This window comes from Pseudoalteromonas sp. ASV78 (assembly GCF_047806705.1).
Taxonomy (GTDB): Bacteria; Pseudomonadota; Gammaproteobacteria; order Enterobacterales; family Alteromonadaceae; genus Pseudoalteromonas; species Pseudoalteromonas prydzensis_A.
On sequence record NZ_JBLOPA010000001.1, the window covers coordinates 3,005,928 to 3,028,036 of the forward strand.

Here is a 22,109-nt window from a genome sequence, read left to right on the forward strand (position 1 = left end):
TTAACTAAAATACTTTAAGCCAGGAGCAGTATCTGGCGTATAGCGGTCTCTTGGCCATGCTCTGTTAACCAAGTCATTAAATGATGCAACCACATTCACCCGCATTGCAGTGGCTTGTACACTAACAGCGGTCATTTCTACGGGTGGCTCGGCAGGTTCAGTTAAGTCACTCGCGGTATAAACCCGATAAATCACTTTAATTTTATCGCCAGCATCTTTAGCTGCATCAACTTTTTCCAGTGCTTCGCCCGATACATTATCAAGCTGAAACTGTAAATCTTGGCGGCCTTTTACAGCGCGAGATGGGAGCGAAACTCCCATGCCACTTGCTTCAAAAATTACATTCTCGCCACCCTCAATACCAGCATTAACATTATCAAACCCATTACAGAGTCTGATAACCCAAAACGAATCGGCTTGTAGTTCCAATGTATGTATCGGCAAGTCGTTCGTTGTGGCGCTGGCGTAGATGCGTTGGAGTACTTGGCTCATCAGATTAAAACACCACGTTTAGCTAACCGTGTTTTAGATCTCGCATAAACATTACTGATTTCTGATGCTGTGAGCGCTTTATCAAAAATGATAACTTCTGATACGTCTACAGTACCAAACGCGCCTTGGTAATAGTACGAGCCTATGGCGATGGGGTTATTAGATATAGCATTAACATTCGGTTTCGAAACCTCTTTGATATTCCCTTCGGTTGGGTTGTCGATTTGTGGTGAATGTAAAATAACTTTATCATTACCTACCGATACCGCCGTAAAAACATCACCTAAGGGCAGACCATCCAGCGCTACTTGAGAGCTGTTAGTTAGAGATCGTCCACTAAAAGCAAGTGTGCCACCGTTTGTAGTCGTGAATAATGAGATGCCTGTACCATCATCGTTTATTTGCTCAGGCATCGTCGTAACGGGCAAAACGTTAGAAATTTTATTTTTAAACACACAAATAATAGTAACTTGAGAACCAGCACCTAATTCGATACCTGTATCTAGCGAGTGATCTTTTGATACAGTTATAAAGTTATCACTTATTGGGGGTACATTTGATATAGGCATTAATAAGTGTTTTTGAGCTGTCATATCATTAAATGAATATAACCCACCACCTAATAACCAGTGTCCAACCGCACCTCGCTCTACGTCAATGAAATTTGCATCCACTAGATCAGCATCATTTAACGTAGGTAAATTTGAGTTAGTAAAACTAACCCCATCCAATCTTAATAAAACGCTCATAATATTTTCTCGCTATTTTTCGAACATTACACACCAGTTGTAAAGCGGATAATCTTTACCGCCATACGACCAATTTAATTTGTCACTATCTCGTAAATTTCCCGAACCACCATCAGTGTGATTTAAGCCGGGTGCAATATTGTCTAAACCATATCGTACGACTGGATTAATAACGCTTTGAGAAAGTGTTAACTTGACTTGATTGCATGAAACAACATCAACAGAGTCAATGCCGATTTGTATATCGTTTTCATATACCGTGAAACCAAAATCGGTAGTTTCAGGTAGCGTGTCAGTGTCAATAACAAGCGGCGGTACGGGCACATGAAAATCAATCAATACTAATTTATTTTGAACCTGCATTTTTAATGGGCTAAGTGGTTTCCATGGACGGCCTTCATATACTTGTCGCTTATATGCTTTTGCAAAATAATGACCAAGCCACTTGTAGCCAATGTTATTCAAGTGAACACCATCACTGTAAATGAGTTGATATGTTGGTGCCGCAAGAATGATATTTTCACTTTGTTCAGACGCAGCTAACTGCGCTAATGTAACGTTAAATGTACCTCTACTGACATATGTCGCTAATTGATATGTAATTAACGGGATAGGACTAACTTGCCCAGTAATTGCAATGGCATCAGTTTCAAAGTCGCTTTGTAATTTAACTAACGCATCAAAATAACTTTGGAAAGTTTTACTACCTGTGCTTTGGTCCGCCTCACCTTGAACCCAACCAAGCGCTTGAACTGCATACGTTTTATTATCTGCTTGAGATAAGTTAAATCCTGCTGTCGCATGAGCAACTAGCAGCGGGTACCATTCGCTGCCTTTTTCTAGTTGATCGATACGATAACCGCCATGCCCGGCGGTACTGCACAACATGCTGTAATTATGTGTGTCTGGATACATGCCATTTTCAATTTGCAGCAACTCAGTTATATAGTTTGCAGCGCCACTGCAAATTGTCTCGCCTCTGTTAGCACCTCCATCCGGAGCACGAAGATTGTCTTCTACAAGTGGTTTCAACGATAATAACTCATCAAAATCTGATCGCGGTCCGCCTTCAAATGTTAAGTTGCTATATGGCTGTTCTAAACTAATTGCGGGTTGTCCAGCCGCACCTAGCGATAAACTTTGACCATAAAATACGATATGATTTATTTCTACATCAGTGCTGGTTTTGCTTTCTATTGGAGCGCATTTCTCAAAGTTTACTCGAATTTGCTCGCCGTCATCGTCAATCGCAAATGCAATTTTTCCATCTTTGTCTGCAATAGCAAATGCAACTCCCTTGATATCTCGTTTATATAAACCAAATCTGTTTAACGCTGGCGATAACGACTTATCATGCAAATCCATTATCGTTCTGCCCGATTGTTTTTCTACTGCTATTGCCGCTTTTCCTTGTTGATCAACAACGATTGGTGTAACCAATGAATCACGATATTTATAGCTATCAATTCCAGACGCTATCAAGTCAGCACTTTCAGCATCGACACCGAGCAAAACTTTATTTTGCTCATCAACAATCAAAGGTACTAGTTTATTTTTATCACCTATAAAGCGCTTTAATCCCGCTTTGATAGAAGGCTCAACGATATGCTGATTAAAGCTCTTTAGCTCATTTACGCTGGGTTCAATAGTCGCAACTTTTGCAATCGAGGGCTCAAATTCAGCTAATGATGTTTGTATATTATTTAAACTTTGATTAAATTGCTCTATGTTGTCATATGGAGATTTTTGCCATGAACCACTGCCCGCGCTGCCTAGCTTTCCATATAGTCCATTATTATTTTCAGCGTCATTCCAAACTTCAGCAAGTGTATTTGCTGAGTGATTTAAATCAGCATACATCTGTGCAACCGTTTCAAATGCTACGCGACCATTTGCCATGGATTTCAATGCCAAAAATTGATCTGCTATGGCTTTTTTAATAGATGAGTTCTGTTCACCATCGATACTGACTGATGTATTCTCATCGCCAGCTAGTATCTGACTTAATGCTTGAGTATATTCTTCAAGCCTTGCTACTAATTGAAAATAACCTGACATTTTAAGCCTCATACAAATTAAGAGCCGCACTCAGCCCATTAACAAAATCTTCTAACGACCTTGGTTCCAACAAGCGTATTACCGCCTCTTCCTCACTCGCTGCTTTATATTCTTTAACCTCAACCTGTGCTTGGTATTGCCATACCAATGCGCTGATTGGCTTAAAATTCTCTAGTGGGTCTTTAACAAATCGCACGCGGTGCTTAACAACACCGCGTGGCGTTAAAATGTCCATCAAAAACCATTCAATTAAATTCACACCGTGATCAATAAAACCTTCAAACACGGTGGCTTCGTCTTTTCTCAAGCGCCATGTGGCTTCCATAAATGTTGGCACGCTTAAAAACCTGCGGCGCTGGCGGGCACGGCCGCTGCTCATTTCTGTTCTTAATATGTTTGACTGTCGCTTGTAAGACACTTCTTTTAAGCGCGGTAAAGGCAGCGACAACGGGTAATTAACCATCATTAAGTTCCTGTACGCTGTAAGCCAAATGTTGTGCTAAGCACACCTGCCGCATCGCCGCCTTGGCGGATATCGGCCACAAAGGCTTTAATAACAAATTCACTGTCGTTGGTGCGTTCTTGCTCTACTTGGCCGCTGCGGCTGGCATCTTCTATTAGTTGCACAGTTACATTTACAACTGTGTTACCACCTGCGCCTGGTGTTTGTTTAGCAGTAGGTAATTGGCTTGGGTTGAACACACGGCCACCATTACCGCCCGCAATATAGTTTTTACCGCCCAGCTCAAGCAGCTCAGGGGTATTGCGCTCACCAATTTCAATGAGTTTATTGCCGTTTGTATAACCACCGTATTGGTAGCCTGGCGGTTTTTGTGAAGCTATTGATTTAACTTGCAACATACCAAGGCCAGTAATAACACCAGCCGCAATTGGCCCAGCAATTGGCCCTAGCTCTAATGCAGCTGCTGCAGCGGTATACGTGCTCATTAATGCTTTAGCAATGTTCAATGTTTGTTGAACTTTAAACGCTTTTTTACTATGTTTTGCGGCTTGCCCAGCTAAGTTCTCACCAATATCTAAACCAATCGCAACGCGGTCATTACCGCTGGCACGGTCTAAATCAACAAATTGCTGTACTACTTGGCCATAGTTGCCAGCGTATCTAAGTTGCACTTGGCGTTTACGGTCTTCGTGTGCGGCTTCTTCGGCTTCCAAACGACTATGAAAGCCCTGTAATTCGGCTATTTCAGTTTCGTAGCGGTCGCGGCGGGTTTGGTCTTCAAGCTGGCGTAATTCATTTTGGCGCTGTGCATCGCGTGCTGCTTTATCAGTTGCTAACTTATCAAGGGCAGCATCACGTTGTTGGCGTAGTTGCAGCTCAATTTCAGCATAACGGGTGCTGTCTTTGCCTTGCTCATCAAGCGCTGTGCGTGCTATATCAATACGGCGCGTGTATGACCGACGAATTCGCCCTTCTTCAGTCAGTAAATCAGTTTCAAGCTGGCTAAAGTCTTTTTCAGAGTCTGCCTGTTTATTTTTTTGGTCGATTAACTTCGCAATATTCTGTAATTCCTGCTGCTGCGCAGGAAGTAAGCTGGCATATTTGCCGCTGGCTATTTCATAATTAACTTTTTCAAGCTCGGTATTTTTACCAAGCAGTGCCAAGCGTTGCTGGTAATTAGCATTCGCTTTTTGAAAGTTAGCTAATTCTTTTGGGTCTTGGCCTTTCTCAGGCGCTTTGCCTGCAGGCTTGCCCACTACAGATTGCAGCGCAACAATTTCATTTTTTAAATCTTTAACACGCTGTTCAGCCGCAGTTACGTCATCAAACTTGCCTTTTAAAAACGGATTATTAAAACGCTGGCGGGCCTCATCCGCTAATTGAATGGCCCCTTGTAAACGCCCTTGCGCTAATAACAATAAGCCCTGTGCTTGTTTGCCCGTTAGGTTTGCATACGGGTTTAAATCCTTGCTGGCTTCTTTTAGCTTGTTAACTGATTCAGTGGCATCATCAGAGCTGCTCGCAAATTCATAAATACCCCACGCTGCAAGCATGATCAAACCAGCTGGCCCACCGAGCAAACTCATGGTGCCACCGAGCGCACGCATCGCAACATTAGAACCACGAACAGCCGCGGTATGAGCAACCGTAGCCGCAGTTAACCGCGCTTTAGCGGGTGCTAAAATGTTACTCGCACCCGTTAAATTAACAGTTGTTTGCACACTGTGTAAGTTAGCCTGCGCTGCAGCAAGCTCTGCTGCAGTCAACTTAACGGTTTCTTGGGCTAGCCGTGCTTTGGCAATGGTGCTTTTCGCAAACCCAGCAGCGCTAACAGTAAGGCTCGTTGCTAAACGCCCACCCAATACAATGGCAAGGGCTGTGGCGGCAGTGGTTATGTCTTCAAGTAGTTCTTGGTTAGTGGTCAACTCATTTAGTACACTAGTTGCTGCATCAATTGCTGGCACTAGCGCGATACTTACAGGCTGTTCAATACGGTTAATTAATTGCTCATAGGCGGTTTCTGTGCGGTTAAGTGCCGCTGGGATTGTCGTAGCAATACGCTCAGCAGCCCCTTCATAATCTGTGAATGCCTTGATCAAGGTTTCTTTAAAGAATTGGCTGCTAATCTTTCCGTCGACAACCATTTGCCTAAAACCACCAGACACTAAGCCAGCCGCTTTATCTAAGCTCTGTAATAAACCAGGTAAAGGTTCTGTTACTTGGTTAAGTTCTTCAGCGCGTAAAGTGCCAGCTGTAAAGCCTTGCGCCATACCAAATAAGCTTTGCGACAATTGAGTTGTTGTTGCACCTAACTGACTGGCTACATTACTCATACCTTCAAGCAATTGTTTGCTTTCTGTGTCAGTGACAATGCCAGATCGTCTTAATGCAAGTAGTTTGGTGTAGCTATCAGCCATTGCTGAATACACTTTGCTGTGCTTATTACTTGTTGCTATCAAGTAATTTTGCACTTGGGCATATTCTTGGCTTGATGAAGTAAGCCCTTGTAAGCGGGCATTGAGTAATTGAATTTGGCCAATGTTTTGCACTTGTTGCTGTGCAAAATTAAGTGCCATAAAGCCACCAACGGCCGTAGCTAAACCGCTATAGCTTTGCGCTACGCTGTTATTACTGGTGGCTAACGCACGATTTTGCGCAACTTGCTGCTGCGCTTGTTGCTGTAACGAGCGTATATCGTTTGCATTAGTACGCGTACCCTGGCTGATTGCTCGGCCATCGTACAGTACTTTTAAACTCAAATTATATCGGCTCATGTTGCTCTCGTGCTGCGTTGATTGCTTCAACTTCTAATACCTGAAACTTTGCAAACGTATCAGGCGTAATCTCTAACCCAGCCAGCTTCCATGCCACGGCGGCATTGCTGTAACTAATGCCGTTTCCGTCTCCTTGCCATTGTGTTGACACCGTTAAAAACGCAGTAAGGGCCAGCGCATTGCACCTAAACACATTGAATTCTTTGTCTAGATCGAGCGCTTTAACTTGGTCAATTACATGCTTTGGTGCGTTTTGCTGAGTTAATACATCTATTAAATGAGTTGTATCTGGGTGTTCATCGGCTACCCAATAGCGTGCAGCCTCTAGTAGTTTTTTCTTCCGGCCGTGGCAACCGCAACAAAATAAGCGTCAATCACAGCGGTGCGCCACCAACTAATTTTTAAACACGCAGCCAAGTTCTCCGCATTAAATGGCAATGGCTTATCGTCTTCGCCTACAAAGTCATCACCCCAGCCCACCAAAATCTTTTTAATAAAATCATGGTCGCCGCCATTGGCAAGCTGCTCATTACTGTTGTCATCAAGCAGCTTGAACTTGCCTGTAAACTCATGAGTATCACCGTCAAAAGTAAATTTAACAGGCTGTTTAACTTCTAGGTTCTGCATGGTCACTATTGAAAAAGCCATTGTTTTCTCCTGGTGTTTAAGTTGGTTTAAAAAGAATTAATCGAGTAGCAAGCTAAACTCGTCATTGCCGGCGCTTGGTAAAATAGCCAGTGCCATCTCAATCTCTGCTTTTTTAGTGCGCTCAACATACTTAGGCTGTTTTACTTGCACTTTAGGGCAGCTAATTGTTACGCGGTGGCCACCTGCAGGGCCGTGCTTAATTTGTAAGTTGCCCGTTTGCGAGTTAAGAGCACGGCTAAAAAAGTCGATATCAGCAATGTTAGGCGCAGCAATATTCACAGAGCCAGACATAGCACGGTCTAAAAATTCAATTTTTGCCGTAGTAAGCGTTGGGTCAAACTCCACTTCGTTACCGCTATCAATACTCAGTTTTGACGGCACAACCTCAAAGCCATGCAATAAAAAGTCAGTAGTACGCCCAGGACCGAGCGGAATTGGTTTAGGCCATGCACTAAAGTCAGCAGCAGGCAATGCGTTATCACTGGGTGGTACATAAAGCCCTTTAAAATCGAACGACAAATAAGGAATACCTTTTTCAAGCTCAATGGTATAGCTGCCTTGCGCGCCCAAGAGCGTGTGCTTATTTCGGCCAAGCTGAAAGTGCATCGCCACCGATTCAACCGCATCAGAAACAGGCGTGTACTCAACACTGGTATCAGCCACAATCACCTCAGCCATACCACAGGCGCGCATAAGTGGCCCCCACGCTGGCGCTAAGCCCAACGTGCCCGAACCAACAAGCTCAACCTTAAAACTTATTCCCGCATATTCGTTGGTAAACATGGTTTCTTCAGCGCCCAAATACGGCGTATTTAAACCACGTTCAACCTCTTCGCCTTCCAGCGGGCGTACTTCAATATCTTTAGTTAGCATCGCATTTAGCACCGCTGGCAACGTGCCATAGGTCGCTTCTATTGCGGCTAAAAGGCTGGTTTGGCTCCACTTAATCATTGTCTTTCCCCTTTGCTTTTACGGGTTTAGTAACTGGTTTTTTAACCGTGGCAACCGGCTGTGTACGCGCAACCAGGGTTAATTTACCGTCAGCGTCTTTGGTATAGCTGCCGCCGTGGCTGGGTGTTTTACTCATCATGTTCTCCTAACTACTCACGTTCACGGTTAAATGCATTCGCGCCTGGTGGCATAACACGCCACAAAACATCACCGGTGTTTGGTCATCTAAAATAAGGCCGGTGTCATCGCCATCGTCTAAATCGTCAACCAAATCACTCAACAGCGGATCAACAGCAAAGGCGTCATCTAATGCGTCAATGGCATCTTCAAAGGCCACTTGGCTGCTGTCTTCATCAACAAAGCTTTGTAAAAACACCACATCAAACGTATAGGTTTTAGTGGTTCGGGTAGCGTACGGGTTTTGGCGCTTGCGGCGCTTTAGCCGTATATAACCGCCGGCAATGCCTTCACCTTGGCCATACATCTCTTTTAGCGTGTTCATGTTTTTACTAAAACGCTCTTTAGGGTAAAACGTGCCAATGTTGGCACCGTTTAACACCGCTACAATGGCCGTTCTAAGCTGTTCAAGCATTACCGTCTCCCAATGTATTCAGCAGCGTTTTCATTGCTTGGTTAAAACGCTCTTGAATATAAGGTTCACTGGCCTCTAGGCCTTCTTTAAACATAAATTGCCCCTCAGTACCGCGAGAGTTAATTTTGAGTGCTATTAACGTGGCTACTTTTTCAGCCTCTAAGCCTTCTAAGTTCAGTACGGCTTCTACCCAGGTCACTAATGGCTCAATGGGTGGCATGTGTGGCTTAGTGCCAAGCTCCACCGCTTCAGCGTAAAGTTTACTGGTACCCACATAACCAATTTGCACAGTGGGGTTAATTATCACCTCACTGTTTATACTCGCCGCCAAGTGGCCACCTTCACCGGCTCCCGTAGGTGTACGGCTTACAATTTGATGCTGTGCATACGCCACGGCTTCATTCATCGCGCTCGACAACTCATTTTGTACAATCGCCGGTGAGTGTTGCCAAAGCTCAGTTAACGCATCAAAGCCCTGGGCGGTAATTCGTACCGTCATTAGCGCAACCGTTGGCGTTTAGGTAACGCAACTGGCTTACCATACGCAGAGCTTTTATTGTCATTGATCACTACCGCGTTGTACTGGCTGCGGTAGCCGTTTGCGATGCGTCGGTAACTGTCGGCTTTGCTGCCGTGGTCAACGCTATCGCTTGAAATCGTGCTGTTATCATTGTTAGCAAAATAGGTTGCTAACATATCAATACAACTTGCTGCGGCCAGTTTTAAACAGGCATCAACATGTTCAATTGCAATATCTAAATTGCCCGTGTCTTTTTGGTACTTAGCAAGCATATCGGCATACGCGTTATTGATTTCTTCAGCGCTTAAAATGCCTTGCTCGTCTTGTACATAACTTGGCAATCGTGTTGCATACATAATAAAAACCCTTATAAAGCGCATCCGTGCGCAACGTGTCATCCCATCACCAGTTCACCAAGGAAATTAAATAACTATCGCTTTAGTCGCACCACGGTAGTCAGTACATTGGCCACCATAAATGTGGCGGATCTTCATTGTGGTTTGGTCGTTCGTAAACACCGTGCCCACGTTCTGCATGTCTTGCGTAAAGATTTCAGGGTTTTCCATGCCATCTAAAAAGCCCATCTCAAAGTTAGCCAGCTCGCCTGGGTCGGTCATTAAGCCCCAATCGTTCGGATCAGTCGCACCAGGAACCCGCAGGATTTCAAGGTTTAGTTGCTGAGCAAACGCCTTGTCGTTGTTTTGCAGGCGTTGGAACAAGTCAAATGCAGCATCCACATTACCCAGCGAGCACAGTAAAAATGCTGGCTCAATTTCTAGCATCTCACCGGTATCAAGCTCTTGCTGATTCATAATCGCGCGCCAGTGGGCCATCAGCTCAGTTTGGTCAAGTGCACCACTAAACAGGTTGTTGTGGTCAGCATGAAACAGCGCTTTAGCATCCGGTGCATTGCGGTTGTTAATGTAAAAGTCCCATGCAAACTTACTCAGAGTTCGCGCAGCAGCACGTGCCAGCTTGTTAGGAATTTGCGTAATGATGTTGCGGTCATCATTTTTAATCATTTCCATGGTGATGGTTGCAATACCACCTTTTTTGCTCACACGGTATTTCGCGTTGCTATCGGTAGGTTTTGCAAGCTCTGGGTAAGCATCGCTTTCAAGTACTTCTTGTAAGTCGCCATAGCCACCCCACTCAGTGACATTCTGATCTTTAAAATCAGTTGCAGTGCCAATACGGAATACTTTGCGCCATAGCTGGTACTTCTCAAGGCTGCCATATACATCAACCACACGGCGGTTAATTACATCAGCCAGCACATTTGGCAGGCTATCGGTATCAAGTGCTTCAACCATTCGGGTGCGGCTACAATCACGTAACTTACCTGTACAATGCTTATCACCGGTCAGGTCAATGTAAGCTTCTTTAAGGCTCACAACGTCTTTGTTAGCAGGGTCAAATAATGCCGTGAGCATTTCAATGCCACTTGGGTTATCGGAGTACTGCACACCATGCGGCATGTTCACTTTGCCCGACTCAGTAAACTGTTTTAAATAACTGGTTTCAGCATCAATTAAGCCTTTCACCATTTCAGTGGTTACGTCGTCTTTGCTTTGCACGCTTTCGGTTAAGCGTGTTTTGGCGGCGTCTGGCAAAGTCGATTGGTTAATTAACGCCACCGCGCTTTGCTTTGCTTCAACTAAACGTTGGCTTGCAACAATTACTTTATTCACATCAGCAAGGGTTAAGCCTTCACCGTTACTAGGCTCGGGCGCACCGTGTTTTGCCAGCGCTTCGGTTAATTGCACAATAGCGGTTTCATCATCGTCAGCTGTCACAGATGCAGCTAACGCGGGGTTCGATTTTTTAAGCGCTTCGATTAGGCGCAACAATTGTTCATTCATGACATTGCCTTGATTATGAGCTTCTTTAAATGACACGATCCGACCACCTGCACCAGGTACCATGATCAAATCGACGGAATTAACTTTGAGGAATTGCTTAGCCGTGCGGTTAGCCCCTTTGCCAGTGGCTTTACCGTCTACATCAATGCTTAAGCCAAACAGCTCTTGCATGTTGTTATCAACGGCTTCGCGCAATTTAGTTGCATAACCTGAGCTTTCAAGCACGGTTAAATCAGCTTGCAGAGCACCTTGCTTACCTGCGCCAATCCCTTCAACAAACTGGGCATTAGCAAACTGGCCAATCAGGTTGTTAAAGTGTTGAGCGCCGCCTTTAATATGGTCGTCATCAGACTTAACCATACACTTGGCACCGTTAAACAAATGGGCTGCTTCACGTAGAACGTGGGCTGGGTAGTTCACACCATTTAAGCTTTTACCTACTTCAATAAGCGTTACTAAAAACTTACTTGGCTTAATATTACTGGCTTCAATAAAACGGTTTTCGTCAAACCAGGCTTCGGTCAGCTTTACAACACCCGCTGGTTTAAACTCTTTAACCACTTCAACCGGTGCATCAAACGTAACCTGGTTAGCTTCGTTCACTGTGTAAGCGTATGCCCAGTAACGGCCATCTTTTTTAACCACCACTTGCTCAGGGTAAAAAGCGGTAATATCTACCCAACACTCGCTATGAGAATTTTGAGGTAATATCACTTTTGCAAGCTCACGGCGCACTAAGTCCATCACATCACGGTAATCAGATGCTTTAGCCTCAACAAACGCGCGGTTGCCTAAAAAGCCAATGCCAGCAGGTAATAAGGTCAACATAATTTAGCCCCTTACTTAGCCGCTTTATCTGCAGCAGGTTTAGCAGGCGCTTTATCTGCAACAGCTTTGGCATCCTTTTCAGCTTTATCAAGCATCGCTTTAGCGTCAGCGTGGGCTTTAGCAATAATATCCGCCGCTTGCTTTTCTGCGTCTTTCGCTTTGTTTGCAGCGTCCAATTCTGCATTAGCAAGTAATTCTTTGGCTTTATCAGCGGCAGCGGCTTCTTGCTCCAGCAAGTTTTTACCAATATCGCTAGCGCCATCACTAACCAGTAAAGCTTCGGCAAGGTCGGCAGCAGCAAGTACACCTTCCACACGTTGGCCAGCTTTGGTAAGTGCTTTTACAACACCTGTTTCGCGCTCAACTTTAAAATCAAACACTTCTTCAGGTTGAACTTTGCGGATTTGCTTTTTAATAATCGGTTGACCACGTTCATCCGTTTTAGGCTTTTTGTCGTCGCCAATCTCTTTAACGTCTTCAACAATGTCGAGCACTTTGGTTGCTATTTCTAGTAACGCATGGCCCTTGGTCAGTAATGCAAGAAAACTCATTATGTCGCCCTCAAGTTTGTTAGTTTGGCTAATGAGTTTCTAATGTAAGGGAATGTGGGGAGGGGCTAAATTAAAGGGTTTTAGGAAAGTTAACGGGGCTTTAAAATAATCAAAGCCCCTTTTAAAACTATGACGGACCACAACTTGATTTGTTAAATGCCCCGGCAGGTAGTTTCCAATCAATTACTGGTTGGGTTATTGGTAATGTGAAATCTTTTTTAAGTGCTTGTAGAAAAGCTTCTCTGTCTTCAATATCTAATGGTTTCGCCATTTCAGATAGATGCATTACTCCTTTGCGACTTCTACTGATCGTAATCCCAAACTGATTTTCATATTCAGCAATTTTATCTAGACTCCCTTGGAAGTGATGTCTCAGGGTAGCCCATATAGTGGGATCATTAAATATACATTTCATGCAAGACGAACGACTCCAGCCTAAACGATATGGAACAGGTGGTGTAACGCCATGCGATTTCAATTTTTCCCACACTTGCTCTTCATCCCAATGTAGAACTGGTCTCCAACTATCTACATATCGTGCTTTTTGACCAAAACGCCTATCACATGAGTGTGGTTCAAACTGGTTATATTTAGCCCTATTATGGCTTTCCTCTCTTCGCTCCCCAGTAACAAATAGAATTTTTTTATTATTGAACCTATCTTGATTATTAATTGCTCTTCGCCCTATATCTATTTTTAGGCTAGAGCTGCACCACCTAGTTTGTAAATTGGCTGAAACTTGTGGAAATTTCATTCTAGTTCTAGGCTTAGCGCGCTTAGTATCTCTACTAAGAATTATCTTGCCATTTGGAGTTTCTATATGTTGAGGACGGCTATATGAATCTTTCTTAATCATTTCTCCTTCAAACCCCCCCTCTAACCAAGAAAAATAAATAGGTAAGCCAAAATGATCTGCGAGCTTTCTATTAAAGTCCTTCATAAATGGCCAATCCATCAGGGTGGAACCTTCATTACCATCAACATCGTGATGCCATAATTCAATCTTATTAAGATCAGCTCCTATATCTATCAAATGAAGAAGCCCTGCAATTGAATCTTTGCCGCCTGACATACAAAGTATTATGTAGTCATATTCATCAACGGCTATCTCTGGTGCAGAAAAATAACTACGCTTATCACTTTTAGAACAAATACCCGCCATTTTTTCTAAAGAGGGTAGAATAAATACATCATCAAATTCATGCATCTTTCTCTCCTAAGTTTTAACAGTCAGTTTTGGATCAACTTTCCAATGCGCCATTGCCGGCACTGTAAAGCAGCTGCAATTTACGGTTTCTTTAGCGGGTGCTTTGGGGTCGTGTGGGTGCATCATTTTAATACCGCCTACCGTAAATGGTTTGCTTGCTCCAACGCGGGTATTGCGCACAGCCAAGTGATTAGCGCGGTGTTCTTTACGTTTACCCATACGCCACTCTTTTTCCATGCCTGGTACTGCATCGCCAATTTCGGTCATACGCATTTGCCCTGCAACATTGTATAAACGGCTAAGCTCGGTGTTGACAATGGTTTTAGCGCGCCACATTTTTTTATCGCCTAAGCTCTCCGCTATGGCTTTTTTAGCGGTGTTTGCATCTTGTGCGCCCATCATCACCAGCCCCAGCTGCGAGCGTATAAAGTCGGCTTTACCGCTGAGTACGTTTTTAATCCGATCAACCATAAAGCTGTCAATGGCCACAAGCTGGCGGTGCTGTAAAAGTTGCGTCATGGCGTTAACCGTTACACCACCGGCTTTAAGTGGCACGTCAATTAAGTTAATGCCCGCCACCCATGTTGTTTTTGAAAACGCCGTAATTTGCGCCGCGCTACGCTCCCCCAGTTCCAGCATCACCTGGTTAATTTGCCCCTGCAATTTACCGTAATGCCACTGCTGCCAATCGGTTGGTTGCCCTTGCAATATGGTTTGGGTGTTTTCTTCAGCCAGCTCTAATAAGCGTAATAACGAATCCCACAGCCCTTGCTTGTTTTTAAGCAACTCCTTGAGCTGTGCAGTGCGGGCTTTATTAAACGCCGCTGTGCGCTCACTCGGCGTCATCAGTTAACTCTTTATCGGCTGTTTTTTCATTAGCCGCTTCATCAGCACTATCATCGTCAGCACCATCAAACGCATTAAATGTGTCGGCCTTTGCCTGGTCTTTTGCTTTTTGCGCTATTTCAGTTTTTACGTTCTCAAGCTCAGTGGCGGGGTCTATCTCAACACCCAAGCGATCAGCAATTGAGGCAATCACACTTAAGCCTGTTTCTTCAGTAATAATGCCCTGTGTAATCGCAAGATTTACAGCCACCACCACTTGCTGTAACGCAGCAGCATAGCGGCTAATGTCTTTAGCGGTCATTTCGGGCATCACCACTTTTGACTTAAACACATCGGCTTCAATCGTGCGGTCTGGCTCTTGGCCTAGTGTAGCTTTGTAATACTGGCGAATAACAAAGGTCGCTATTTCATGCAGCATATAAATTATGTAACGCTGGCGCATGGCAAGTATTTTAAAAGTTGGCTCGGCCATGGCTTCACCGTTGGCGCGGTTAACGTCGCCACCATCCGCAAACCAACTCGGCGGCATGGTTGCACCACCTAGCATGTGGTTTCTAAATAACTTAGCCAGGGCTTCTGTATCACCAGTGCCAAGCGATGGACTCTCGGCCTTCCACACTTCGCTGTCGTTATGCACATTTACAGAGCCTGGGCGCGGTGGGTTACTTTCAATTTCTGAGGCGCGCTCAGTCACTTTGTTTTTATCAGCGCCTGTTAGGGTTACGTCCCACACAAACGCCCGGGAGTTTTCGGCTCTGTCGCCTTCGCCAAAAATAAAATCGTCGTACAAATCTAAAAAATCGCACTGCGCGGTTAAGTCGGAGTTGCCCCGTCCGTGGGCGCAAAAGCTGTTTATTGCAAAGTAAAAAATATCACCATCGGCAAAGCCTTCACGTAGCCGCTGGGTTTGTTTGGTAAATACCGATTCACTGCCATTGATGATCACTTTATAAAAATAATGACGGCCATTGCTCATGCGTTTAGTTTTAACGCCTACTGGTTGCTCTGGGTTACGCGGGTCGTAAATTACCTCTTCTACATGGGCGGGGTCTAAATAACTTAATTGCACCTCACCACTCAAGGGGTTTACAAACGCTGGGTAAAACTGCTCACCAAATATCGCCAGCTCCCTCACTTTCTTTTCAAGCTTAATGGCCATGTTATTAATCGGGTGATTCCAAAACGCATCGATCACCGCTTGGTAGTCTTCATCGTCATTGGTAATTTTAACGCCCTCGGCCAGTAGGTAGGCCAGCGGTAATTCAATAATGCGGTTGGCAATCATATTACTTTGCCAAAGGTACGGGGCTATTTTGTTCATACGCACCCGCGTAGGGCCACTTAAATTGCGGTTAGAATCTGCCGACAACTTAGAATACAAGTGATCGTCTGCGTCAATACTGCCCGCCATCGCCCCAGCGGCTTCTTTAAACGTGGTGGTATTTTCATTTGCTGAATTTTTTGCGGCAATTGTTTCAGTCACAATTGCCGCAATTTTTGCTGCAAATTCTGCCTCTTGCTTTGCCTTGCGTTTTTTAGAACCAAACATAGCTTTTCAACCCTTTTGTAAATCTTTTACATTTGCCTAAGCGGCTTTAAATTCGTTTTTGCGTGCAATGCCATTCAACGCACCCAACACAGCCTTAAAATCGCGCTGAGCGCGTCAGCGTTAATTTTTTAAATAACCGGTAATTCGCTTAAACAAGCCACCAGGTCTTGTTCGACCTTGTAACCGCGATGGCTGGTTTTTAATTGACTGCTTATTTTTATTCACCGTGGCACCTGCGGCGGGTTCGCCTTCTTCTAATGTGGCGGCATTAGCCAACACCCCTGCAACGGCTGTATCACCGTGTCGCCATTTACCATCGCTGCCTTTGTCACGGCCATCATCCATTTTGGGTTGGCCTTTTTCTAAAATCACACGGCGGTGGTCGGCCACTACATCTTCACTTTCAGGCACAGTAATAAACTGCCCCTCAAGCGCGGCTTTGTATTTAGGAAAGAATTGGTTGTACCAAGGGCGCGACAGCATCACGCAATCAATGCGGCTGGGGCCATAACGTTGCATGGCTTTTTCAGCAATCGACTGGCCATTACCACGGCTATCAAACTTGCCATGAAAAAACAGCGGTAGGTTATCCAGCAGGTAAAACACTATTTGCTCTTGGCAATCAAATGGAATATTGCGCAGCTCAACTAAAAAAGGCGTGTGGTACTTAATGGGGCTTTGCTGCTGCATGGGCCAAAGTACGGTTAAATCGCCACTACGGCCAAAGTCTTGGCCAAACACAGTGCGCTGCCCAGGCATAGCATCAATTAATGGTTTTAAGGTATCGATTAACCAGTCATCAATAATGCGAGTGCGCTCAGGGTTCGTTACAAAGTCATCCGGTTTTTCTAGGCGGATCACTTTACTGTCTGGGTGTTGGCAACGCTCAACCAACAAGCGGTTAATGTAAACACCGCCGCCTGCACTTGGGATCACATCAAGTTCTTCTGCAGCGCCATCACCATAAAAGTCATAAATACCATTGGCCCATTCGTCTTCGAGTTCTTGGCTATACTCTGTGCCTTTCATTGCACAAATGCGTTTATACAAGCCCTGGCTTAATGCTTCTCTAAACGTTGTGCGGTAAACCTTATAAGGTTTAGTGCCCGCGCGGCATTCTTTAATAAGTAAGTTAAAGGAGTTTTCTTCGCCGTCATGGGTGCTAATAATGCGCACTTTGCCGCCCCAAATTAATAACGCGAACGCCGCTTTTATTAGCTCATCAAGTTTGTCGTGGAATGCAGCCTCATCGAGTATCACGCGGCCTTGCTTACCCCGTAAATTCGATGGGCGTGAGCTAAGCGCGTTAATCCTAAAGCCACTGGCAAAGCGAATAACATAGGTAAGAATGTCTTTGTCTTCATCAACGTAAATCTCTTCGCTTACATCGTCGCACACTTCATTAAAGCTTTTAGCCCAGTTGGCACAGTCGCGTATAAACTCTTCGGCCATATCCTTGTTATAACCTATGTACCAGCAATCCATGCCGCCAGCGGCTTTACTTGCAGCGGCATCAAGCACACTGGCCGCCGCCTCGCCCCAACTTAAACCAATACGACGCGACTTTTCATAAAGAATAACCGGCGATTGATCCCACACATATTCCGCCTGATACGGTAATAAAATCGCGGTTAATTCTTCTTCATTCATAGCCATTACAAACGCTCTCCTGCAATTGCACGGCGTATTAAATCAATATTGCCAGAACTTAAACCAGCCGCTTTACCTGCACTTTCAGCCTGAGCTTGTGCTTCAGCTAGCGCCTGTTTACGGGCTTTTTCAGCTATCTGCTTTTCTAAGTCGGCATTATGGTTAGCACTGCGTTGTAAGCGGGCAACCGCTAATACAAGATCGTTAAGTGTTTCAGCATCAATGGGGTCTTCGCCGCCCATTAAGCTACTGGTTGTTTTAAACGCCGCACTTTGCAGCAGGCTCATAAGTACGCGGCCAGTGTCACCAATACTGGTTAAATCACACTGCTTAGATAACGACTCAACATAGGCTTGGCTGCGGCGTATTTCATCAGCAATGCTCTCAATACGTTTTTTCTCACGCCATACTGTGTTGTCATCAATGCTTTCAACATCGGTTTGCACGCCAGATAATTCCGCTAGTTCTTCGTTAATTGCATCGGCTATTTGTTGGCAGGTGTGTTGTTTGGTTGCCAGCATTTCACGTAGGTTTTCACGTAAGTGATCAGGCAAGCGCTCTATCTTATTGCCGCGTGCCATAATTAAATGCCCCCAGGTGCTGGTCGCTTAATGCCATCTACAAACTTACGGCCTGTTGCTACATCAGCCCCTTGCTCTGTAATTTTAGCCACTAAGGTTTTATCACCCACCACATCAATGGTGATCAAGTTAACGTCTTCTAAAAAACGCATATGCGCGCGTACTTTGTCGCGGCTCAATTGATGCCCATACGAGCTAAGCACACAGCTCAACATGCTACAGTTAGCGCTATAGCCTGCGGCCTCAGCTAAGGCACGCAAAATAACTAAACGCTGATCAGCTTCAAATAGCTCTTTCATTGTCCCCATCCTTAAAAAATCGTTTAAAAATAAACGCACCTATAAACATACCCAGTACATAACCAAGCCGCCCACACACATACAAAAAGAACAATGCACCCGCAATGAGCAAACATATAAGCAGCCACACCTCTACCTGAAACTCACTTGCCATTTCGTTCACCTGTAATTTTTGATGCAACAATTAAATTAAGTGGGTGCTCTATACGCTTTAAAATATCGTGTAGATGCTTGGTTTCGCTCTGCAACTTAGTGACTTCTTGGGTCAACCTACTTACGTCTTGCGGTAAATCTTTTATCTCAACTTCAATGCGCTGCACGGTTTCGTTCACCTTGGTAAAATCTTTACTGGTCACATAGGTTTGCTCAACGGTTTGCAAGCGCTTGTCTTGGCTGTTCACATCGTCTTTGCTGGCAAAGGATTTTTTAAGTGCATAAACCACCACAAAAAACACCACCAGCACAAAACCTTGCACCCATGGGTACCACTTAACATATTCGTCCACGGGGCAAACTCCTTACTGTATTTTTTGAATTCAAAACACGCGCCTCTACTTCAAGGCGCACACCCGTTATTGAGTGCCAACCTTTTAAAAAGGCGTTCTTTAATGTGGGGTTGCCTGTGGGGCAAACGGTTTGAGGGTCGGGGTTTTCGCCATTAGCAAAGGTGCTAATGCGCATCTCATAACCGCGCTTTTCATAAAGTGGAATGCTCTTCATACAAAATCCCAAGAGCAATAAAATGACTCGTTCATTACCGCTTTTTCTATGCGGTTTTCAAGCTTAAATAGGCGGCGGTGCCAGCCATATAAAAACGTTATTTGGCTAGGATCATTCACTGCAATACGGCTGTATTTACTGGCGCGGCGGGCAAAGTAATCAACCAGTAAATCTTCTTGGTTGTGGTTAATGGCCGCAGCAAGGGTGCGCGAGCCTAAAATGCCATCTACCTTCACACCCAGCACTTGCTGTAACAGCATGTTGGCCAGTGGCACGCCGTGGTTTATGGCGGCATCACAATGTAAAAAGGCAAGTTCAAGTAAGCCATGCTCAGCCAGTTCTTTAGCGCGGCTACCGCGCCAAAAGTCACGGTGATAAATGCGCATAGCCTGCGGCCACGTTAAAGTCGGTATATCCACACCAGGGTAAGCGCCTTTGCTAATACCAAAGCGAGTACGGCCACCTTTGTCTGCACTATGATCAGAGTCGCCTCCTTCTGCCTCATAAATCCAGTCCATGCAAAATAAAAAGGCACGGCTGTAATGCGGGGTAAGGTCGGCTGGAATAAGTTTTTTCATAGCGCCAGTGTGGCGCTATTTTCTAAGGGGCTAAATTAAAGGGTTTTAGTAAAAATAGGGGTTATAAGAATGATATTGGGAATGTTAATGCTTGAGTAATTGTTCAACCAGTTCGTCACTGTCACGGCAATAATCAATTATTAATGCCTGTATTTGTTGCTCAACATGCACAGTTGAGCTGTTTGACTTTTTAAGCGCCTTACGATCTTTTGTTAATCGTGCCATGTTTTTACGGTATTCGCGCTCTTTAACACTGTAACGAATACTAATAATCACCCACAAATACCGCAGCAGGTGATACCCAACATGGCATAAATACGGCAAGCACAAAGCAATACCAACAAAAAATATAACAAGAGTAATGTGCTCAGAAAGCTCAGGCGTCATTGTAATTAATTAGCAATATAAGAGTGCTTTTTAGTCTATTGGTTGCAAATCACATCCGCAAGAGTTAAATGACCGTAAACAAATAGACTAATAGCCATAATATTTATTGCTAAAGGCGACTATTATTGGCATTCCATCTTGTTGGCAAGTCACACTCACTTTTAACTTGTCGCTATGATCATAATAAGTCGCTACATGCGTCATTCTCATTTGAGCTTCTAAGCGTCTAACATCTACCGAAACAGCATTAAGCATGGCGATAGGATCAAACTCTTGTGTTTGGCTACATGGAGCGGTTTCTAGAAGTGCAATTTCTGAATAAGTAATAATGCCATCATTACTTTCATATCGCGTTTCATATTGGCTGGTGCTAGTAACTATCGAACCATTAGCATCTGGTGCTACTTTTAAAATGTCACTCGCTGCGCTGATCCTAAATTTAAGAAACCGATAAGGGCTAATAAATTCAGCAGGCGGTGGAGTAAGCTGCACTGTTTCCACTTTGGTTTCCTGCTTACCACAACCAAGCAATGCACTACTTATAGCAAGCATAAAAATTAAACCACGTTTTATCATGTGAAATTCCTTTTAAATCGTTAAGCTACTGGTTTGCAAGTAGCATCAGTAAGAGTTAAATAAAGATAAACCTCCGACAGTCGGAGTGTGGCAACAAATAAAACGTTATAAAACAAAACAACAAAAAACGGAAACGCTTCCGTTTTAATTTATAAATACAAAACAAAAACAATAAGTTAACAATTTAAAAAGCGGAAATCGTTTCCGCTTTTTAATAAAGGCAGTACTAAACTTCTTTGCCTATCCACACAACTTTACCAATAACATTTAATTTGTCTAGCTGGTCTGGGGCTACGGTTTGTGGTTTATAAAAATTATTATCACTAATAATTTCTATATCACCAGTAAAAGCTTTCTGTAATCGCTTTACAAACAAATGATCGTCCATACGTAAAACATGAATACCATCAGCTATTTTTTCAATTGGTCTCATATCAACAAGTAACGCGTCACCATCATTAACGGTTGGTTGCATTGAGTCACCTTTTGCAAAAACAACAGCCAACCTACTACTTGATAAGTGTTTCTCTTTTAACCAATCACCTCTGAAAGCTAAATACCCTCGCACTTTTTCACGTTCGATATTAGCGCCAAAACCTGCCGATATTTCTACATCAATCACGGGGACTTTTTCAAAATCAGTTGCATTTGAACGTATTGAATTAACTACTTTTTTGACTACATTGAGATCTTCGTTCCCATCTTTTATAAATTCAAAAAAAGCAGCTACCGCAAGCTGGCGATCTTCTTCATCTAAAAATGAGAAAACATCGTGCAAAAATTTAATCCTCTCATTGTTAGCCTTACCCACAAATCTAACTCTTTCATTACGCCTTTTCTCTGCTTCTGTATCATTTAGAAGAACAGATCTTACTGTATCTTCACTTTGAAGCGTTTCAAAGTCAGAAAAATTATCGAGTAATGGATCACCTTCACCTGTGAGCAACCATTGAATATTTAATCTTTTAGATTTTGCATATTCGATAATTGCCTCATACGGAATTTTATTTCTTTTCCTCCATGTTGCAGGTGTCGTCCTATTTACACCTAAAGCACTAGCAACACCCGCATCACTCTTGCAAATTTCAGGAGAGAATCGACTAGCTCTAGTCAATATTTCATTAAACTCCGGCACAAAGTCGAATTTTGCATCATTTTCTTGTTGACACATGAAATCATCACACCTATATTATGTAGACACCTGAGAACGGTCTTTAGAACCAACTTA

26 protein-coding genes are annotated in these 22,109 nt (G+C 44.0%); all 26 read right to left on the reverse strand.

Going from position 1 to position 22,109, the window contains the following annotated elements; translation table 11 throughout:
• Nucleotides 1-492 (reverse strand): DUF1833 family protein, encoded by a 492-nt coding sequence (locus tag ACMVDV_RS13475; protein ID WP_416158463.1) that lies wholly within the window; start codon nt 490-492, stop codon nt 1-3.
• Nucleotides 492-1,241 carry a hypothetical protein gene (locus ACMVDV_RS13480; protein WP_416158464.1) on the reverse strand — a complete coding sequence of 250 codons (750 nt, stop codon included), beginning with the start codon at nt 1,239-1,241 and terminating at the stop codon, nt 492-494. Before ACMVDV_RS13480 ends, ACMVDV_RS13475 begins: the two co-directional genes overlap by 1 nt.
• 12 nt (nt 1,242-1,253) lie before the next feature.
• Nucleotides 1,254-3,299, reverse strand: a complete 2,046-nt coding sequence (locus tag ACMVDV_RS13485; protein WP_416158465.1) for a sialate O-acetylesterase — start codon at nt 3,297-3,299, stop codon at nt 1,254-1,256.
• Nucleotide 3,300: 1 nt separating this feature from the next.
• Nucleotides 3,301-3,765: a hypothetical protein gene (locus ACMVDV_RS13490; protein WP_416158466.1), complete on the reverse strand. Its 465-nt coding sequence runs from the start codon at nt 3,763-3,765 to the stop codon at nt 3,301-3,303.
• Nucleotides 3,765-6,536 carry a tape measure protein gene (locus ACMVDV_RS13495; RefSeq protein ID WP_416158467.1) on the reverse strand — a complete coding sequence of 924 codons (2,772 nt, stop codon included), beginning with the start codon at nt 6,534-6,536 and terminating at the stop codon, nt 3,765-3,767. Before ACMVDV_RS13495 ends, ACMVDV_RS13490 begins: the two co-directional genes overlap by 1 nt.
• Nucleotides 6,523-6,729, reverse strand: coding sequence for a hypothetical protein (locus ACMVDV_RS13500; protein ID WP_145236472.1), 207 nt, complete (start codon nt 6,727-6,729; stop codon nt 6,523-6,525). Before ACMVDV_RS13500 ends, ACMVDV_RS13495 begins: the two co-directional genes overlap by 14 nt.
• Before the next feature lie 131 nt (nt 6,730-6,860).
• On the reverse strand, nt 6,861-7,184 hold the full coding sequence (locus tag ACMVDV_RS13505) for a hypothetical protein (RefSeq protein WP_182757792.1): 324 nt from the start codon (nt 7,182-7,184) through the stop codon (nt 6,861-6,863).
• 36 nt (nt 7,185-7,220) lie between these two features.
• Nucleotides 7,221-8,135 carry a phage tail tube protein gene (locus ACMVDV_RS13510; RefSeq protein ID WP_416158468.1) on the reverse strand — a complete coding sequence of 305 codons (915 nt, stop codon included), beginning with the start codon at nt 8,133-8,135 and terminating at the stop codon, nt 7,221-7,223.
• The gene (locus ACMVDV_RS13515; protein ID WP_416158469.1) at nt 8,128-8,274 is read right to left on the reverse strand and encodes a hypothetical protein; all 147 of its coding nucleotides are present in this window, start codon (nt 8,272-8,274) and stop codon (nt 8,128-8,130) included. Before ACMVDV_RS13515 ends, ACMVDV_RS13510 begins: the two co-directional genes overlap by 8 nt.
• 6 nt (nt 8,275-8,280) lie before the next feature.
• The gene (locus ACMVDV_RS13520; RefSeq protein ID WP_416158470.1) at nt 8,281-8,727 is read right to left on the reverse strand and encodes a hypothetical protein; all 447 of its coding nucleotides are present in this window, start codon (nt 8,725-8,727) and stop codon (nt 8,281-8,283) included.
• Nucleotides 8,720-9,226, reverse strand: coding sequence for a hypothetical protein (locus ACMVDV_RS13525; RefSeq protein WP_416158471.1), 507 nt, complete (start codon nt 9,224-9,226; stop codon nt 8,720-8,722). Before ACMVDV_RS13525 ends, ACMVDV_RS13520 begins: the two co-directional genes overlap by 8 nt.
• Complete coding sequence (locus tag ACMVDV_RS13530) at nt 9,226-9,603, reverse strand: hypothetical protein (protein WP_145236453.1); 378 nt, start codon at nt 9,601-9,603, stop codon at nt 9,226-9,228. Before ACMVDV_RS13530 ends, ACMVDV_RS13525 begins: the two co-directional genes overlap by 1 nt.
• A gap of 66 nt (nt 9,604-9,669) precedes the next feature.
• Complete coding sequence (locus ACMVDV_RS13535; RefSeq protein ID WP_416158472.1) at nt 9,670-11,937, reverse strand: hypothetical protein; 2,268 nt, start codon at nt 11,935-11,937, stop codon at nt 9,670-9,672.
• 11 nt (nt 11,938-11,948) lie between these two features.
• Nucleotides 11,949-12,488 (reverse strand): hypothetical protein, encoded by a 540-nt coding sequence (locus tag ACMVDV_RS13540; protein ID WP_416158473.1) that lies wholly within the window; start codon nt 12,486-12,488, stop codon nt 11,949-11,951.
• A gap of 127 nt (nt 12,489-12,615) precedes the next feature.
• Nucleotides 12,616-13,695: a phosphoadenosine phosphosulfate reductase family protein gene (locus tag ACMVDV_RS13545; RefSeq protein ID WP_416158474.1), complete on the reverse strand. Its 1,080-nt coding sequence runs from the start codon at nt 13,693-13,695 to the stop codon at nt 12,616-12,618.
• Between the two features lie 9 nt (nt 13,696-13,704).
• Nucleotides 13,705-14,541, reverse strand: coding sequence for a hypothetical protein (locus ACMVDV_RS13550; RefSeq protein ID WP_416158475.1), 837 nt, complete (start codon nt 14,539-14,541; stop codon nt 13,705-13,707).
• Complete coding sequence (locus tag ACMVDV_RS13555; RefSeq protein WP_416158476.1) at nt 14,528-16,090, reverse strand: hypothetical protein; 1,563 nt, start codon at nt 16,088-16,090, stop codon at nt 14,528-14,530. The genes ACMVDV_RS13550 and ACMVDV_RS13555 overlap by 14 nt, the downstream gene beginning before the upstream one ends.
• Before the next feature lie 120 nt (nt 16,091-16,210).
• On the reverse strand, nt 16,211-17,746 hold the full coding sequence (locus tag ACMVDV_RS13560; RefSeq protein WP_416158477.1) for a hypothetical protein: 1,536 nt from the start codon (nt 17,744-17,746) through the stop codon (nt 16,211-16,213).
• Nucleotides 17,746-18,321 (reverse strand): phage protein Gp27 family protein, encoded by a 576-nt coding sequence (locus tag ACMVDV_RS13565; protein WP_416158478.1) that lies wholly within the window; start codon nt 18,319-18,321, stop codon nt 17,746-17,748. Before ACMVDV_RS13565 ends, ACMVDV_RS13560 begins: the two co-directional genes overlap by 1 nt.
• 2 nt (nt 18,322-18,323) lie before the next feature.
• Nucleotides 18,324-18,620 (reverse strand): ArsR family transcriptional regulator, encoded by a 297-nt coding sequence (locus tag ACMVDV_RS13570; protein WP_416158479.1) that lies wholly within the window; start codon nt 18,618-18,620, stop codon nt 18,324-18,326.
• A gap of 143 nt (nt 18,621-18,763) precedes the next feature.
• Nucleotides 18,764-19,126 carry a hypothetical protein gene (locus ACMVDV_RS13575; RefSeq protein WP_416158480.1) on the reverse strand — a complete coding sequence of 121 codons (363 nt, stop codon included), beginning with the start codon at nt 19,124-19,126 and terminating at the stop codon, nt 18,764-18,766.
• Nucleotides 19,110-19,340, reverse strand: coding sequence for a hypothetical protein (locus tag ACMVDV_RS13580; RefSeq protein ID WP_283709806.1), 231 nt, complete (start codon nt 19,338-19,340; stop codon nt 19,110-19,112). Before ACMVDV_RS13580 ends, ACMVDV_RS13575 begins: the two co-directional genes overlap by 17 nt.
• Nucleotides 19,337-19,918 (reverse strand): glycoside hydrolase family 108 protein, encoded by a 582-nt coding sequence (locus ACMVDV_RS13585; protein WP_197120486.1) that lies wholly within the window; start codon nt 19,916-19,918, stop codon nt 19,337-19,339. The genes ACMVDV_RS13580 and ACMVDV_RS13585 overlap by 4 nt, the downstream gene beginning before the upstream one ends.
• Before the next feature lie 84 nt (nt 19,919-20,002).
• Nucleotides 20,003-20,305, reverse strand: coding sequence for a hypothetical protein (locus ACMVDV_RS13590; RefSeq protein WP_416158481.1), 303 nt, complete (start codon nt 20,303-20,305; stop codon nt 20,003-20,005).
• Nucleotides 20,306-20,392: 87 nt separating this feature from the next.
• The gene (locus ACMVDV_RS13595) at nt 20,393-20,881 is read right to left on the reverse strand and encodes a hypothetical protein (RefSeq protein ID WP_416158482.1); all 489 of its coding nucleotides are present in this window, start codon (nt 20,879-20,881) and stop codon (nt 20,393-20,395) included.
• 226 nt (nt 20,882-21,107) lie between these two features.
• A complete protein-coding gene (locus ACMVDV_RS13600) occupies nt 21,108-22,052 on the reverse strand; it encodes a LexA family transcriptional regulator (RefSeq protein ID WP_416158483.1) in 945 nt (314 codons plus the stop codon).
• Between the last annotated feature and the right edge of the window lie 57 nt (nt 22,053-22,109).